This window comes from Allokutzneria albata (assembly GCF_900103775.1).
Classification (GTDB): domain Bacteria; phylum Actinomycetota; class Actinomycetes; order Mycobacteriales; family Pseudonocardiaceae; genus Allokutzneria; species Allokutzneria albata.
This window is the reverse complement of record NZ_LT629701.1, coordinates 6,231,563-6,247,393: the sequence shown is the minus strand read 5'-3', so window position 1 is coordinate 6,247,393 and position 15,831 is coordinate 6,231,563. Positions and strand designations below refer to the sequence as shown.

Here is a 15,831-nt window from a genome sequence, read left to right as displayed (position 1 = left end):
GAGGTCGGTCGAGCCGGTCAGACGTCGAGGAAGCGGACGTCCTTGGCGTTGCGGGTGATGAAGGACCGCCGGGCCTCGACGTCCTCCCCCATCAGCACGCTGAACAGCTCGTCGGCCGTCGCGGCGTCGTCCATGGTCACCTGGAGCAGCACGCGCTGGGCGGGGTCCATGGTGGTCTCCCACAGCTCGTCGGCGTTCATCTCGCCGAGACCCTTGTAGCGCTGGATGTTGTCGTCCTTGCCGAGCTTCTTGCCCGCGGCGAGGCCCTGTTCGATCAGCCCGTCGCGCTCGCGGTCGGAGTAGGCGAACTCGGGCTCGGCCCGCTGCCACTTGATCTTGTAGAGCGGCGGCTGCGCCAGGTAGACGTGGCCGTGCTCGATCAGCGGGCGCATGAAGCGGAACAGCAGCGTCAGCAGGAGCGTGCGGATGTGCTGGCCGTCGACGTCGGCGTCGGCCATCAGCACGATCTTGTGGTAGCGCAGCTTGGAGAGGTCGAACTCCTCGTGGATGCCGGTGCCGAGCGCGGTGATCATGCTCTGCACCTCGTTGTTCTTCAGCACGCGGTCGATGCGCGCCTTCTCAACGTTGATGATCTTGCCGCGGATCGGCAGGATCGCCTGGTACATCGAGTCCCGGCCTTCCTTGGCCGAGCCGCCCGCCGAGTCACCCTCGACGACGTAGAGCTCGCATTCCTCCGGGTTGGTGGAGCGGCAGTCCTTGAGCTTGCCGGGCAGGCCGCCGATGTCCAGCGCGCCCTTGCGCCGGACCAGCTCGCGGGCCTTGCGCGCGGCCAGCCGGGCCTGGGACGAGGAGATCGCCTTGGTGATGATCGTCTTGGCGTCGGCGGGGTTGCGGTCCAGCCAGTCGGCCAGGTGCTCGTTGCACGCCTTCTGCACGAAGGACTTCGCCTCGGTGTTGCCCAGCTTGGTCTTGGTCTGGCCCTCGAACTGGGGCTCCTTGAGCTTCACCGAGATGATCGCGGCCAGACCCTCGCGGACGTCGTCGCCGGAGAGGTTGGCGTCCTTCTCCTTGAGCAGCTTCTTGTCCCGCGCGTACTCGTTGATGACCCGGGTCAGCGCGGCGCGGAAGCCCTCCTCGTGGGTACCGCCCTCGTGCGTGTTGATCGTGTTCGCGAAGGTGTAGACCGACTCGGAGTAGCCGGTGTTCCACTGCATCGCGATCTCGACCTCGAGGTCCTCGCCCTTGCCCTCGAAGGCGATGACGCTCTTGTGCACCTCGTCGCGGGTGGCGTTGATGTGCCGGACGAAGTCCTCGAGACCGCCCGGGTAGTGGAAGGTGCGCTCGCGGACCTGACCGGTCTCGGCGTCCTCCTGGTCCTCGGGGACGCGCTCGTCGCGCAGCACGATGGTCAGGCCCTTGTTGAGGAAGGCCATCTCCTGGACGCGCCGCGCGATCGTCTCGATGTTGTAGGTGGTGGTCTCGAAGATCTCGTCGTCGGCCCAGAAGGTGATCGAGGTCCCGGTGCGGTCGGTGGCCTCTTCCTTGCGCAGGTCGTGGACGGGCTTGGACCGCTCGTAGCGCTGGCGGTACACCGAGCCGTTCTGGTGGATCTCCACGTCCACGGCGGTGGACAGCGCGTTCACCACGGAGATGCCGACACCGTGCAGACCGCCGGAGACCGCGTAGCTCTCGCCGTCGAACTTGCCGCCCGCGTGCAGCTTGGTCAGCACGACCTCGACGGCGGGCTTGCCCTCGCCCGGCATGATGCCGGTGGGGATGCCGCGGCCGTCGTCGACGACCCGGACGCCGCCGTCGGCGAGCAGGGTCACCTCGACCTTGGTCGCGTAGCCGGCCATCGCCTCGTCGACGGAGTTGTCGACCACCTCCCAGATGAGGTGGTGCAGTCCCCGCTCACCGGTCGAGCCGATGTACATGCCAGGCCGCTTGCGGACGGCTTCCAGACCTTCGAGGACTGTGATCGATGACTCGTTGTACGCGTTCTTGTTGTCAGCCACGGGCCTGGTGTCTCCTCGCAGACAAGGTGCACACGATGTTGGCCGGAGCTACCCCGCGAAGAGAGCTGGCCCCAACCTTCTCGATCCTACCGGTCGGCACCGACAGAACGGGCACTAGGACACCCCTGAGAACGTCACAGGGCGATTTGCGCGAACTTCACCACGTCCTGAGCCCTGGGACGAGGGTTCGACACGCCTGCGGCGCTCTCCTTGGCGGCTGATTTCAACCGTACGTGTCGCGCGGGCCCCGCCCGGGTACATGGCGCGGACCGTACCTCCAGCTCGGTGCGGCCGGTCCCTGGACCTTCAGCCTGCGCACGACGTCCTTTCCGACGCCTGCGGCGATCTTCGTGAGCAGCTGGCGCTGCAGCAACCGCAACTGTGTCGCCCATGCGGTCGAACTGGCCTGAACGGTCAGCTCGCCGTCCTGCAGGGTGACCGGTTTGGCGTGCTCGGCGACCTCGTCACCGACCAGGGCGGCCCAGCGGCTGAACACGTGTCCCCCGGCGAGCTGCCCCTGCCAGCCGCGGTCGGCGACGATCCGCGAGGCCAGCCTGCCGAGCGGCTGTGGATCACGGTCGTCGGCACCCGGCCCGGACCAGCGGCGCCGCCTGCGCGAGCTCCCCGAACGGGACGAGCTCCCCGAGCCCGCGGTCCTGCCCTTCGGGATACCGCGCGCCTTCGCCTGGGCCTTCGCGGCCTCCAGGGCGGCCCTGGCGAGGTCGGACCCTCGCAGTGCGTGCTCGGCTCCGGCTGTGTCACCACCCTGTGGGGTAGAACCACTCGGGTTTATCCCTGGTCCTGGTGCCGTCCCACCTCGACGCGTGACGAAGTTGTCCACACTGTCCACAGGGTTATCCCCAGATGTGCGACGGTTGTCCCGCTGCTCACTGGACACGGTGGATCTTTCCCTCCCGCACGTCGTAGCGGACCGCGTCGAGCTCGGCGGGCACGTCCTCGGCCACCGCGGCGGTCACCAGGACCTGCTCGGCCGCCGCCGCGACCGCGGCCAGCCGCTGCCGTCGCCGCCGGTCCAGCTCGGCGAAGACGTCGTCGAGCACGAGCACCGGCTCGACGCCGTCCCCGCGGAGCACCTCGTACGCACCCAGGCGCAGGGCCAGCGCGAACGACCACGACTCACCGTGACTGGCGTAGCCCTTCGCAGGCGCGTCACCGAGGATCAGCTCGATGTCGTCGCGGTGCGGTCCGACCAGGCACACCCCGCGGTCCAGCTCCTGGGAGCGGACCTTGGCCATCGCCTCCAGCAGCAGCGTCTCCAGCTGCTCGGCGTCGGCCCGCGGCCCACCCGGCACACCGTAACCCTCCGGCAGGTCGCCGCCCAGGGTGCTGCGGTAGCGGATGCGCGCGGGCCTGGACTCCGGTGCCACCCCCGCGTACGCCGCCGCGACCAGGGGTTCGAGGTCGGCGACCAGGTTCAGCCGGTAGGCCAGCAGCTGGGCGCCGTGCCGGGCGAGGTGCCCGTCCCAGACCTCCAGCGTGCCGATGTCGCCTCCCCGCCCGGCCCGGCGCGCGGCACCCGCGCTCTTCAGCAGCGCGCCGCGCTGCTTGAGCACCCGCTCGTAGTCGGAGCGCAACCCGGCCAGCCGCGGCGTGCGCGCCACCAGCAGGTCGTCGGCGAAGCGCCTGCGCTCCCCGGGATCGCCCCGGACGAGCGCCAGGTCCTCCGGCGCGAACAGCACCGTCCGGAGGATGCCGAGCACATCGCGCGGCTTGCCGGCGGGCGCGCGGTTGATCCGGGCGCGGTTGGCCTTGCCCGGCGTGATCTCCAGCTCGACCAGCAGTTCCCGCCCGCTGTGCACGACGGCGGTGCGGACGACGGCGCGCTGCGCGCCCATCCGGACGAGCGGGGCGTCGGTGGCCACCCGGTGCGAGGACAGGGTGGCCACGTAGCCGATCGCCTCGACCAGGTTGGTCTTGCCCTGGCCGTTCGCCCCGATCAGCACGCTGGGGCCCGGTTCGAGGGGCACGTCGGCGTGCTCCCAGGAGCGGAAATCGGTGACCTGGAGGTGTCTGACGTACACGCGGTTCCGGGGTCAGCTGCCCGTGCTGCCCGACCCGGAGGTCGGCCCGGCCTTGTGCACGGCGTGCCCGCCGAACTGGTTGCGCAGCGCGGCGACCGCGCGCATCGCGGGCGAGTCCTCCTGCCGCGAGGCGAACCGCGCGAACAGCGCCGCGGAGATCACCGGCGCGGGCACCGCGTGGTTGATCGCCTCCTCGACGGTCCACCTGCCCTCGCCGGAGTCCTCGACGTAGCCGCGCAGGTCGTCCAGCTCCGGGTCGGAGTCCAGCGCGCGCACCAACAGGTCCAGCAGCCAGGACCGGACGACGGTGCCGCGCTGCCACGCCTTGATCACCGAAGGCACGTCGGTGACCACCTCGGAGGCGTCGAGCAGTTCGAAGCCCTCGGCGTACGCCTGCATCAGGCCGTACTCGATGCCGTTGTGCACCATCTTCGAGAAGTGCCCCGCGCCGACGGCACCCGCGTGCGCGAAGCCCTCCTCGCGGGGGCCCTCGGGACGGAGCGCGTCGAAGATCGGCATCGCTCTGTCCACATTGGACTTGTCGCCGCCGACCATCAGGCCGTAGCCGTTCTCCAGTCCCCACACGCCACCGGAGACCCCGCAGTCGAGGTAGCCGATCCCCTTGGCCGCCAAGAACTTCGCGTGCTCCTGGTCATCGGTGAAGCGGGAGTTGCCGCCTTCGATGACCAGGTCGCCCTCGCTGAGCAGCTCGCCCAGCTCCTCCACGGTCTGCCGGGTCGGCGCCCCGGCCGGAACCATGATCCAGACGGTGCGCGGACCGTCCAGCTTCGCCACCAGGTCGGCGAGCGAGGAGGCGTCGCTGACGTCCGGGTTGCGGTCGTAGCCGACCACGTCGTGCCCGGCGCGGCGCAGCCGCTCGCGCATGTTGAAGCCCATCTTGCCGAGACCGACGAGTCCGAGCTGCACCGATGCCATCCTTTTCGAACGGGGCTGAGAGCGTTGTGGGTAAGGGGGTATCCGTCAGTCCGGCAGCCGAACCGGCATGAGCAGGTACACGTAACCGGGCAGCACGTCGCCGTCCTCGCCGACCGGCTTGATCAGCGCGGGGCGCTTGGAGCTGGTGAACTCCAGCTGGGCGCGGTCGGTGTGCAGCGCGCCGAGGCCGTCCAGCAGGTAGCCGGGGTTGAACGCGATGGTCAGCGGCTCACCGGTGAGCTCGACGGCGAGCTCCTCCTCCGCGCTGCCCTCGTCGTCGCCGCCCGCGGTCAGCCGCAGACCGGACTCGCTGAACTCCAGCCGCACCTGGGTGCCGCGCTCGGCGACCAGCGAGACGCGCTTGATCGCCTCGACCAGCTTCGCCACCTCGATGACGGCCGCGGCGCTGTGCTCGCTCGGCAGCAGCTGGCGGTACTTCGGGAACTCCGCGTCCAGCAGCCGGGTGGTGGTCCGGCGGCCGGACCCGGCAAGGCCGAGCAGTCCGTCGGTCGAGCCGAGGGACAGCTCGATCTTGCTGCCGGAGCCGCCGAGGGTCTTGGCCGCGTCGGCCATGGTGCGCGCCGGGACCAGCACCGCGGTCTCCACCGAGCCCGACGGCTCCCACTCGAACTCGCGCATGGCCAGCCGGAAGCGGTCGGTGGCGACGAGGGTGAGCTTGGAGTCGGCGATCTCCAGGCGGACGCCGGTCAGCATCGGCAGGGTGTCGTCCTTGCCCGCGGCGACCGCGACCTGGCTGACCGCCCCGGCGAACACCTCGGCTTGGAGCAGACCGGCCAGCTGCGGCATGTTCGGCAGCGACGGGTAGTCCTCGACCGGCATGGTCGGCAGGCTGAACTTCGAGCTGCCGCAGGTGATGCTCACCCGGCTGCCGTCGACGGCGATCTCCACCGGCTGGTTCGGCAGCGACTTGGTGATGTCGGCCAGCAACCGGCCGGAGACCAGGGTCTTGCCACCGGTCGCGACCATCGCGGGGACGCCGACCTGGGCGGAGACCTCGTAGTCGAAGCCGGAGATGGTCAGGGTCTCGCTGGAGTCCTCGCCCGAGCCCGCGTCCAGCAACACACCACCGAGGACCGGCACCGGCGGCCGCGAGGGCAGGCTGCGAGCGACCCAGGCGACGGCGTCGGCAAGGCCGTCGCGCTCGACGCGGATCTTCATGGGGCTTCCTTTCGGGTTCGGCACGCGCCGCCGACGCGGCGACGGGGCAACCACGCGTTTTCCACGCACCGGACCGGCTCCGACGCTCCACATCGCCAATAAACCTCGGGTGGCGAGCGAGCGACCGACGCCGGCTGAGGGCCGGGACCGACCGGCGGCTGGTGTGCGGTGGCACCACGGTAGAGCGTCGACGGCGGATGCGTCATCTCGGCCTGGACGTCCCCGACCCCCTCGGCGGGCGAGCCATCCCCAGATCCCCAGCCCCCTGCTTTTTCTTTGTTCTTCTTCTTCAAGGGAAAACCAACAGCAGTAATAGGGGCTGTGGATTGTGTGGACAGGCGCTGTCCTCGCAGGTCCGAGCCGGTTCTCCAGTGTGGATCGATCGTGGCGTCGACCGGTGGATAACTCGGGCCGGGTGTGGATGGATCTTCTTGCCCCCACCGCAATCCACATCTGTCCCCAGCTGTCCACAGAACGCTCCCCAGATGTGGGTGGGGTTGCCCCCAGGTTCCGCACAGCCCGAGCGTGGCCCGGATCTCCCTGGATGGGGGACAAAATCGGCAACTTTTCTGGGGTAGCCGGTCCGCCGGACGGCCCACAGGGTCAATAAAAATCGCCGCCCCTGACCGTGGGACGGCTGTCGCCGAGGCGCGTCGGCGGGGTGTTTCTCCGGGTGTGGGTTACGGGACGAGCGCGCGCGTCGGCCCGGCTTCAACCGCCGGGGGACAGGGGATCACACCCCCTCCGGACGCCGAGAGGCCGGTCTCGGCCACCCCCGGCTCCGCGCTCCCCATCCTGAATAAAGAAGGCGGCCCGAGCGCGAGGACGAGCTGGGCCTGCCCCGGCACGCGCGTAGGCGTCAGCGAGCCCGTACGGGCGGTGCGGGGGTGGGGGTGCGCGCCGGGGTCAGCCCTTGGCGCGCATCTTGATGCGCGAGGTCAGCTCCTGCACCTGGTCGTAGGTGCGGCGGCGCTCCGCCATCTCCTTGCGGATCTTCTTGTCCGCGTGCATCACGGTGGTGTGGTCGCGGCCGCCGAAGGTCTGCCCGATCTTCGGCAGCGAGAGGTCGGTCAGCTCGCGGCACAGGTACATCGCGATCTGCCGGGCTCCTGCGAGCGCCTTGGTCTTCCCGGGGCCGCAGAGGTCGTCGATGGTCAGCGTGAAGAACTCCGCGGTGACCGCCATGATCGTCGGCGCGGTGATCTCCGGCGCGTGCGAGTCGGGGATCAGGTCGCGCAGCACGATCTCGGCGAGCTGGGTGTCCACCTGCTGCCGGTTGAGCGAGGCGAAGGCCGTCACCCGGATCAGCGCGCCCTCCAGCTCGCGGATGTTGCGCTCCACCCGGGCCGCGATGAACTCCAGCACCTCGGCGGGCACGTTCAGCCGGTCCTGTGCGGCCTTCTTGCGGAGGATCGCGATCCGCGTCTCCAGCTCGGGCGGCTGGACGTCGGTGATCAGACCCCACTCGAAGCGCGTGCGCAGCCGGTCCTCCAGCGTCTCCAGCCGCTTCGGCGGCCGGTCCGAGGAGACCACGATCTGCTTGTTCGCGTTGTGCAGCGTGTTGAAGGTGTGGAAGAACTCCTCCTGCGTGCCTTCCTTGCCCTCCAGGAACTGGATGTCGTCGACGAGCAGGATGTCGACGTCCCGGTAGCGGCGCTGGAAGGCGACCTTGCGGTCGTCGCGCAGGGAGTTGATGAAGTCGTTGGTGAACTCCTCGGTCGACACGTAGCGCACGCGCATCCCGGGGAACAGCCGCTGCGCGTAGTGCCCGACCGCGTGCAGCAGGTGGGTCTTGCCCAGCCCGGACTCCCCCCAGACGAACAGGGGGTTGTAGGCGCGCGCGGGTGCCTCGGCCACCGCGACCGCCGCCGCGTGGGCGAAGCGGTTGGAGGCGCCGATGACGAAGGTGTCGAAGGTGTACTTCTCGTTGAGCTTGGTCTGCGAGGTCGGCGGTCCGTGCCGGGGCGCGGTGAACGGCTGGCCGGCGAGCCCGCCCTCGGGCGCCTGGCCGTTGAAGGTCGGCCAGATCTCGTTGACCGTGGCCAGCGCCTCGCGCTCCTCGTCGACCTCCTCCTCGCCGTCCTCGGTGATGACCGGGAGCGGGCGGGTGATCTCCGACGCGGTCTCCGGTGGCACGGGGAGGCCGGGGCCCGCCGCGATCCCCGGCGGAGGGCTGACCACCGGCGCGGTCGGCTGGGCGGTGTCCACTTTGACCGCGAGCGAGACGGTGCCGCCGAGGTGGCGGGACAGCGCCGCGGTGATCGGGCCGCGCAGGCTGCGCTCGATGGCGTCCTTGGCGAAGTCGCTCGGGGCGGCGAGCAGGGCGGTGCCGTCAAGCAGGCCGATCGGCCTGGTGATCTGCATCCACGCGCGCTGCTGCCTGGTCAGGGTGCCTGCGGACAGCTCCTGGACGACCCGGTCCCAGATCAGAGCCAGATCGTGGTTGTCGGACACTGCTGCGCTCCCCTCCCCTCACTCGCACACGACCCGTCGGGCCGGCGGGATCCACCCGCCTGCCCGTACCCGAGTGGCGACCGCGGGGTCGGCGAGGATAAGGGCGTCCACAGGATTATCCACAACTGTGCATGAAGGTACGGCGGGATGTCCCGCGTCCTCGAACGGCCCCCGGCCCACGTGCGGTGTCCGCTGCTTGTAGAGGGTGTTCGGCGAACTCCGTGGGGCCTGGACCCCCGAGCGCGGACAGGCACGCTAGCAACGCCGGGGGCAACTCACAAGGGCACGCCCGCGATCGGCTGCGGAGAAGTCAACCGACCGTGTGCAGTCCGTAGCCCGGTGGTGGTGGACGCCCCCGGATTTGATGTGCGGATGTCCGGTGCGTACCCTCGAACGGTCTCCCGCTCGCAGCGGGAGCGTTGCGCTGCGCTCGTCTACTCGCGGTTCTCCAACGGTCGACGTCGTCGCGGGGCAGCACCTTCCTTACCTCGGTAGGCGTGGGACGACCATAGACCTGCCAGTAATGAGCAACCGGGAGATCCGTCCGTGAGCAAGCGCACCTACCAGCCCAACAACCGTCGTCGCGCCAAGACCCACGGGTTCCGGCTGCGCATGCGCACCCGCGCCGGCCGCGCCATCCTGGCTGCCCGCCGTCGCAAGGGACGCGCTGAGCTGTCGGCCTGACCGCCGCACACGCCGTGCTCCCCGCGGTCTCCCGGCTCAGGCGTCGCCAGGACTTCGGTCTGGTGATGCGCCGGGGACGGCGCAGTGGACGTTCCCGGCTCGTGGTGCACGCTCTGCTGCCCGAGCGGGAGGAAGGCATGGCCGAAGCGGTTGACGCGACGCAGCCCACTCCAGACGGGGGTCTCCCGTCGCGAGTGGGCTTTGTCGTGAGCAAGGCAGTCGGCAACTCCGTCGTGCGGCACCGCGTCAGCCGCCGGCTCCGGCACCTGCTGGGGCCGCGGCTGGCGGAGCTGCCGTCCGGGTCCCAGCTCGTCGTCCGCGCGCTCCCGCCCGCGGCCGATGCCACGAGCGCCGAGCTGGCCGCCGATCTCGACGCGGCGCTGCGCAAGCTGCGCCGGACACCACGCGGACCGTCGTCATGACCGAAACCCAGCCGCCCGAGGCCGACTCGGGCCGTCCTGGTCTCGTCGGCCGCGTGCTCCTGCTCCCCATCCGCGGCTACCGCAGATGGATCTCCCCCCTGCTCCCCCCGTCCTGTCGCTTCTACCCAAGCTGCAGCACGTACGCCGTCGAGGCGATCACCGTGCACGGCGCGCTCCGGGGCTCCTGGCTCGCCGCGCGCCGACTGCTCCGCTGCGGCCCCTGGCACCCTGGAGGCATGGACCCCGTTCCACCGCGCCGAGGGTCACGTGGCGAGTCCACGGACCAGGAGCGGGTTCACCACATCCCCGCCGAGGAGTAGCTTCGTGCTGGATTTCATCAACTACCCCGTGTCAGGCATCATGTGGGTCTGGCACAAGGTCTTCGGGGCTTTGTTCGGGCCGGCCAGCGGTTTCGCCTGGGCGCTGTCGATCATGTTCCTGGTCTTCACCCTGCGGGCCATCCTCTTCAAGCCGTTCGTCAAGTACGTGCGCTCGATGAAGCAGATGCAGGAGTTCGCTCCGCAGATGCAGAAGCTGCGGGAGAAGTACGGCAACGACCGGCAGCGCCTCGCCGCGGAGATGCAGAAGCTGCAGTCCGAGCACGGCTTCAACCCGCTCGGCGGATGCCTGCCGATGCTGGTGCAGATCCCGGTCTTCTTCGGGCTGACCAACGTGCTCCAGGGCTTCAAGGCCGACGCGACGCAGAACTTCTTCTTCGGCGCCGAGGACGTCAAGTCCTACCTGGCCGCCAAGCTGTTCGGCGCGAACTTCTCGTCCTCGCTCACCGCAACCGCTGAGACGCTGGCCCATTACGGCACGGACCGCAACGTCCAGATCATCGTGACGATCCCGATCATGATCGTCGCGAGCGCGCTGACCCACCTCACCTCGCGGCACTCGGTCGCCCGGCAGAACCCCGCCGCGGCCAACCAGCAGACCGCGATCATGAACAAGCTGGCGCTCTACGTCTTCCCGATGGGCGTGCTCGTCGCCGGTCTCTTCCTGCCCATGGGCATGCTGCTCTACTGGCTCAGCAACAACCTCTGGACGCTGATGCAGCAGTACGTGGTCTACCACCGCATCGACCGCGAGGAAGAGCAGAAGAAGCAGGACGCGATCTCCAAGCGGCAGAACCTCGCCCCCAAGCCGGGCCAGAAGCCGACCCGCAAGCGCCCCGCCGCGGACACCACCGTGAACACCGAGGGCGACGCCACCGAGGCGGACAAGCCTGCCGCGAACGGCTCTGCTCCCAAGAAGGACTCGGCCCGGCCCAAGCCGGGAACCGTCCCTGGGATCATCGACGACCGTTCCCGCGGCAAGAAGCAGAGTCGCAAGCGCCGCTGAGGCGGCTGCCAGTTGAGAGGAGAAACCGTGTCGGAGACCTTGCAGGCCGCGGACGCGGACGTGCGAACCGACGCCACCGGTTCAGCCGCCGAGGCCGAGAGCGGCGAATCGCTGCTCGTGCGCGAGGGCGACGTCGCCGGGGACTACCTGGAGCGGTTGCTCGACCTGCTCGACTACGACGGTGACATCGACCTCGACGTCGAGGCCGGCCGCGCCGTGGTGAGCATCGACGGCGGTGACGACCTGGAGAAGCTGGTCGGCCGCCGCGGCGAGGGCCTGGAGGCGCTCCAGGAACTGACCCGCCTCGCGGTGCAGCAGAGCACCGGGGTTCGCAGTCGGCTGATGCTCGACGTCGCGGGCTGGCGGGCCAAGCGCCGGGAGGAGCTGAGCGAGCTCGGCCGGTCCACTGCGGAGAAGGTCCTGGAGACCGAGAAGTCGATCCGCATGCGCCCGATGACCCCGTTCGAGCGCAAGGTCGTGCACGACGCCGTCGCGAGCGTGGCGGGCGTGCACAGCGAGAGCGAGGGCGAAGAGCCCAACCGTCGCGTCGTGGTGTTCCGCACCTCCTGACGCAGCGCATCCCGAAAGGGCCCCGTGGTCACCGACCGCGGGGCCCTTTCGTCTATCCGGCTGCCCCGGACGAAGGAACCGGCGATCGAATCTCCGGCCAGGCGCCCGCTCAGCTTGACCGCCTCACCCGCTGCGGAGGAACCTTGTTTTCGGGGGAACCCGCACCGGGCGAAAGCCACCCTCGCTACGCGGCGCGTAACGAGGTTCACCTCGCCCGCCATCCGCTTCCCTTCTCGCTTCGGACTCGTGATGCTTGGCAGACGGCGCGATCGCCGCGCCCGTTGGCGCATGAGCGGCGAGCCGGAGCGGATGGCCCCGGGCGGACCCTCGATACTCGTTTCACGTGAAACACGGCGGCGCGGTCGCCGCGCGGAGCGCCCATGTTTCACGTGAAACGCAACCGCGAGCTGGAGAGAGATGAACGAAACCGAACAGCGTCCGTCCGCGCCGACACCCGCAGACCCCCCGCCCGGAGCGGATCAGGTGTTCGGGTCGCGCTTGGAGCTCGCGGTGCGGTTCCACGGCCTGCTGGCCCGGCGCGGCGTCGAGCTCGGGCTCATCGGCCCTCGCGAGGTCGACCGGCTGTGGGATCGGCACCTGATGAACTCCGCGGTGATCAGCGATCTGTTCCCGGAGAGCGCGCGCGTGATCGACGTCGGCTCCGGTGCCGGGCTCCCCGGCATCCCGCTGGCGATCGCCCGGCCGGATCTGCGCCTGACGCTGCTGGAGCCGATGGCTCGCCGCGTCGGCTGGCTGGAGGACGTCGCGGACGAGCTCGAACTGTCGTCGGTGACTGTGGTGCGTGGCCGCGCCGAGGAGAAGGCGGTGCGGGCGAACCACGGGGGCGCCGACGTGGTGACCGCGCGGGCGGTCGCGCCCCTGGCCAAGCTCGCGGGGTGGTGCCTGCCGCTGGCGCGCACGGGCGGCCTGCTGGTGGCACTCAAGGGCGCCAGCGCGGCCGAGGAGATCGAGCGCGATGCCCGCGAGGTGAAGGCGGCGGGCGGCGGCGTCCCGGAGGTCGCCACCCGGGGCGAGGGTGTGTTGGAGGTGCCGACCACGGTGGTGCTCGTGCCGCGGGTCGAGGTCGACCGCGGCCGTGATGCCCGGCGGCGCAGGAAGAAGGATCGGTGAGGGTGAGTCCCAGAACGGAGCGGTGGATGTTCCACGTGAAACAGTGGGTTCGTACGGGGTGCACAGCGCGCCGAATGCCGGAGAGGGGCAACACGCGGTGACGACCTCCGACCAGTTCTCCGGGTGGACCCCGATCGCCGAGGAGGCCGCCAGGGCCACCAAGGTGCTCCACCCCGACGCACACCAACTCCCCCGGCCCGCACAGCGCCGGATTCTCACCGTCGCCAACCAGAAGGGCGGAGTCGGCAAGACCACGAGCACGGTCAACCTGGCCGCTGCCTTGGCCATACACGGCCTGAAGGTCCTCGTGATCGACCTCGACCCGCAGGGCAACGCCAGCACCGCCCTGGGCGTCGAGCACCGCTCCGGCACCCCGTCCATCTACGAGGTGCTGATCGGCGAGATCTCCGTGTCCGACGCGGCCGCGGTCAGCAGCCAGTCCGACAATCTCTACTGCGTCCCGGCCACCATCGACCTGGCCGGTGCGGAGATCGAGCTCGTCGCCATGCCCAACCGGGAGGGGCGGCTCAAGGAAGCCCTCTCCCCCGAGTCGCTGGACGAACTCCGCCCGGACTACGTCTTCATCGACTGCCCGCCGTCGCTCGGCCTGCTCACGGTGAACGCGCTCGTGGCGGCCCGCGAGGTGCTGATCCCGATCCAGTGCGAGTACTACGCGCTGGAGGGGCTCGGTCAGCTGCTGCGCAACATCGAGCTGGTGCAGGCCCACCTCAACCCGACGCTGGACGTCTCCACGATTCTGCTGACGATGTACGACGGGCGCACCAAGCTGGCCGACCAGGTCACCTCCGAGGTCCGCTCGCACTTCGGGGACCACGTCCTGAAGACGGTCATCCCCAGGAGTGTGAAGGTCTCGGAGGCGCCGGGCTTCGGACAGACCGTGCTCGCTTACGATCCGGGTTCACGTGGAGCGATGAGCTACCTCGATGCCGGGCGCGAGCTGGCCATCCGGGGCACGCAGATGGAGCGGACATGAGTGAACGGAAGGGCGGCCTCGGACGGGGCCTCGCCGCACTGATCCCGCAGGGCCCACCGGGTGGTGCCGCCGCGGCGGCCGGTGCGGGCGGCGGGCTCGCCGTGGCCAACCGCGATGGCGGGAAGCCGGAGGAGTTCACCGGGCAGGTCGCGGGTGCGGTCTACCGCGAGGTGCCGATCCCCGAGATCAAGACCAACGCGAAGCAGCCGCGTCAGGTCTTCGACGACGAGGCGCTGGCCGAACTGGAGCACTCGATCCGCGAGTTCGGCCTCATGCAGCCGATCGTCGTGCGCGAGCTGTCCCGCAACTCCTACGAGCTCGTCATGGGCGAGCGGCGGCTGCGGGCGTCGAAGCAGGCCGGGCTCACCAAGATCCCGGCCATCGTCCGGCAGACCGCCGACGACGCGATGCTCCGGGACGCGCTGCTGGAGAACATCCACCGCGTCCAGCTGAACCCGCTCGAAGAGGCGGCGGCCTACCAGCAGCTGCTGGAGGAGTTCGAGGTCACCCACGAGGAGCTGGCCTCGCGGATCGGCCGCAGCCGCCCGGTCATCACCAACATGATCCGGCTGCTGAAGCTCCCCCTCCCCGTGCAGCGACGCGTCGCTGCCGGAGTGCTCTCCGCCGGGCACGCCCGCGCGCTGCTCGGCCTGGAGGACTCCGCGGGCCAGGAGGAGCTGGCGGCGCGCATCGTCGCCGAGGGCATGTCGGTGCGGGCCACCGAGGAGGCGGTCACCCTCGCCAAGAGCGAGCAGCCCGCCAAGCCGAAGCCCGCTCCTCGCAAGCCGATGCACGCGCCCGGTCTCCAGGAACTCGCCGAGCGCCTGTCGGACAGTTTCGACACTCGGGTGAAGGTCGAACTCGGCAAGCGGAAGGGCCGGATCGTCGTCGAGTTCGGCTCGGTGGACGACCTCGAACGCATCGTGGCGATGATGCAGCCGAATCCGGCAAATCGGGCATAGAACGGGTCCTAGCGGTCACACCGGGTCATTTTGTCACGGTGACGAAAGCGAAAAGGGGCCTCCGGAGACGCGATGAGCGTCCGGAGGCCCCTTCGCCGTGTCAGCCCCGGGCGATGGCCTTCTCGACGAGTCCGGCGAAGACCTCGCCGAGCGATCGCCCGGCCGCCTCCACCGCCATCGGCAGGAGCGAGGTCTCGGTCAGTCCGGGCGAGACGTTCACTTCGAGGAAGTGCACGGTGCCGTCAGCGGCCACGATCGCGTCCGTCCGCGACACGTCCCGCAGACCGAGCAACCGGTGCGCGGCGACGGCCAGCTCCCCCACCGCCTTCGCCTCGGCCTCGGAGAGCCGCGCCGGAGCGTGGTAGTGGGTGAGCCCGGCGGTGTAGCGCGCGGCGTAGTCGTAGAGGCCGCTCTCCGGGACGATCTCCACCGCCGGGAGGGCCGTCGGCCCGTCCGGGCCGTCGACGACGCTCACCGCGACCTCGACGCCCTCGATGTAGCGCTCGGCCATCACGGTGTCGCCGTAGGCCAGGCAGCCGACCATCGCGGCGGGCAGTTCCGCCGCTTCCCGGACCACGCGGGCTCCGAGCGCGGAACCGCCCTGGTCCGGCTTGAGGATCAGCGGCAGTCCGAGGCGGTCGACCAGCGAGTCGAGCACCGCCTGGGCGCCGAGCACCCGGAAAGTGCTGTGCGGCAGCACCACCCAGTCCGGCGTGGCCAGCCCGGAGCGGGCCAGCTCGGCCTTGGCGGTCGGCTTGTCCCAGGCCCGGCGGCAGGCCCTCGAGTCGGTCCCGACGAACGGAACGCCGGTCAGCTCCAGTACCGACTGCACGGCACCGTTCTCGCCCTCGCCCCCGTGCAGCGCGACCACCACCGCGTCGGGCCGAGAGCCCCGCAGACGGCTCAGCAGCGTGCCGTCAGCGTCCCACTCCTCGACGACGAGGCCGGTGCCGCGTAGAGCCGCTGAGAGCCTCCGTCCCGACCGCAGCGAGACCTCGCGCTCGTGCGAGAGCCCGCCGGACAACACGGCGATCCAGCGATCCGACACCCGTACTCCTCGATCCGACATGGCGGTGGACAACCTTGTGGACAACTGGCCCCCGATCTGGGGACAACTCGCCACAATCGGTGGACAGC

General features: G+C 70.0%; 15 protein-coding genes. 8 read left to right on the top strand and 7 right to left on the bottom strand.

Annotation, left to right across the window (positions count from 1 at the left end):
• Positions 1–17: 17 nt before the first annotated feature.
• The 6 genes from gyrB to dnaA form a co-directional block, all read right to left on the bottom strand.
• Entirely contained in the window at positions 18–1,976 is a 1,959-nt protein-coding gene (gene gyrB / locus BLT28_RS28400) for a DNA topoisomerase (ATP-hydrolyzing) subunit B (protein WP_030427892.1), read from the bottom strand.
• A 223-nt stretch (positions 1,977–2,199) separates the two neighbouring features.
• On the bottom strand, positions 2,200–2,712 hold the full coding sequence (locus BLT28_RS28395) for a DUF721 domain-containing protein (RefSeq protein WP_030427891.1): 513 nt from the start codon (positions 2,710–2,712) through the stop codon (positions 2,200–2,202).
• Positions 2,713–2,863: 151 nt separating this feature from the next.
• On the bottom strand, positions 2,864–4,018 hold the full coding sequence (gene recF / locus BLT28_RS28390) for a DNA replication/repair protein RecF (RefSeq protein ID WP_030427890.1): 1,155 nt from the start codon (positions 4,016–4,018) through the stop codon (positions 2,864–2,866).
• Positions 4,019–4,030: 12 nt separating this feature from the next.
• Entirely contained in the window at positions 4,031–4,954 is a 924-nt protein-coding gene (gene gnd, locus BLT28_RS28385; protein WP_030427889.1) for a phosphogluconate dehydrogenase (NAD(+)-dependent, decarboxylating), read from the bottom strand.
• Positions 4,955–4,999: 45 nt separating this feature from the next.
• Positions 5,000–6,133 carry a DNA polymerase III subunit beta gene (dnaN, locus tag BLT28_RS28380; RefSeq protein WP_030427888.1) on the bottom strand — a complete coding sequence of 378 codons (1,134 nt, stop codon included), beginning with the start codon at positions 6,131–6,133 and terminating at the stop codon, positions 5,000–5,002.
• A 906-nt stretch (positions 6,134–7,039) separates the two neighbouring features.
• Entirely contained in the window at positions 7,040–8,587 is a 1,548-nt protein-coding gene (dnaA, locus tag BLT28_RS28375; protein ID WP_030427887.1) for a chromosomal replication initiator protein DnaA, read from the bottom strand.
• 546 nt (positions 8,588–9,133) lie between these two features.
• On the opposite strand from dnaA, the gene rpmH reads away from it, so the two are divergent.
• The 8 genes from rpmH to BLT28_RS28335 all read left to right on the top strand — a co-directional run bounded on the left by rpmH (position 9,134) and on the right by BLT28_RS28335 (position 14,694).
• On the top strand, positions 9,134–9,271 hold the full coding sequence (gene rpmH / locus BLT28_RS28370) for a 50S ribosomal protein L34 (protein ID WP_030427886.1): 138 nt from the start codon (positions 9,134–9,136) through the stop codon (positions 9,269–9,271).
• 14 nt (positions 9,272–9,285) lie between these two features.
• Positions 9,286–9,693, top strand: coding sequence for a ribonuclease P protein component (rnpA, locus tag BLT28_RS28365; RefSeq protein ID WP_030427885.1), 408 nt, complete (start codon positions 9,286–9,288; stop codon positions 9,691–9,693).
• Positions 9,690–10,013: a membrane protein insertion efficiency factor YidD gene (gene yidD, locus BLT28_RS28360; protein WP_030427884.1), complete on the top strand. Its 324-nt coding sequence runs from the start codon at positions 9,690–9,692 to the stop codon at positions 10,011–10,013. The genes rnpA and yidD overlap by 4 nt, the downstream gene beginning before the upstream one ends.
• A 4-nt stretch (positions 10,014–10,017) precedes the next feature.
• Entirely contained in the window at positions 10,018–11,037 is a 1,020-nt protein-coding gene (gene yidC, locus BLT28_RS28355) for a membrane protein insertase YidC (protein ID WP_030427883.1), read from the top strand.
• A 27-nt stretch (positions 11,038–11,064) separates the two neighbouring features.
• Positions 11,065–11,607, top strand: coding sequence for a Jag family protein (locus BLT28_RS28350; RefSeq protein ID WP_030427882.1), 543 nt, complete (start codon positions 11,065–11,067; stop codon positions 11,605–11,607).
• Between the two features lie 417 nt (positions 11,608–12,024).
• The gene (gene rsmG / locus BLT28_RS28345) at positions 12,025–12,738 is read left to right on the top strand and encodes a 16S rRNA (guanine(527)-N(7))-methyltransferase RsmG (protein ID WP_030427881.1); all 714 of its coding nucleotides are present in this window, start codon (positions 12,025–12,027) and stop codon (positions 12,736–12,738) included.
• 97 nt (positions 12,739–12,835) lie between these two features.
• A complete protein-coding gene (locus BLT28_RS28340) occupies positions 12,836–13,732 on the top strand; it encodes a ParA family protein (protein WP_030427880.1) in 897 nt (298 codons plus the stop codon).
• Complete coding sequence (locus tag BLT28_RS28335; protein WP_030427879.1) at positions 13,729–14,694, top strand: ParB/RepB/Spo0J family partition protein; 966 nt, start codon at positions 13,729–13,731, stop codon at positions 14,692–14,694. Before BLT28_RS28340 ends, BLT28_RS28335 begins: the two co-directional genes overlap by 4 nt.
• Before the next feature lie 100 nt (positions 14,695–14,794).
• Here the strand turns inward: BLT28_RS28335 and BLT28_RS28330 are convergent, their stop codons facing one another.
• Positions 14,795–15,742 carry a D-alanine--D-alanine ligase family protein gene (locus tag BLT28_RS28330; protein ID WP_030427878.1) on the bottom strand — a complete coding sequence of 316 codons (948 nt, stop codon included), beginning with the start codon at positions 15,740–15,742 and terminating at the stop codon, positions 14,795–14,797.
• Positions 15,743–15,831: the final 89 nt, after the last annotated feature.

Excerpts from the sequence above, each read along its gene's own strand:
- gnd (WP_030427889.1), bottom strand. The coding sequence starts at position 4,954 with ATGGCATCGGTGCAGCTCGGACTCGTCGGTCTCGGCAAGATGGGCTTC.
- dnaN (WP_030427888.1), bottom strand. The coding sequence starts at position 6,133 with ATGAAGATCCGCGTCGAGCGCGACGGCCTTGCCGACGCCGTCGCCTGG.
- yidD (WP_030427884.1), top strand. The coding sequence starts at position 9,690 with ATGACCGAAACCCAGCCGCCCGAGGCCGACTCGGGCCGTCCTGGTCTC.
- rsmG (WP_030427881.1), top strand. The coding sequence starts at position 12,025 with ATGAACGAAACCGAACAGCGTCCGTCCGCGCCGACACCCGCAGACCCC.
- BLT28_RS28335 (WP_030427879.1), top strand. The coding sequence starts at position 13,729 with ATGAGTGAACGGAAGGGCGGCCTCGGACGGGGCCTCGCCGCACTGATC.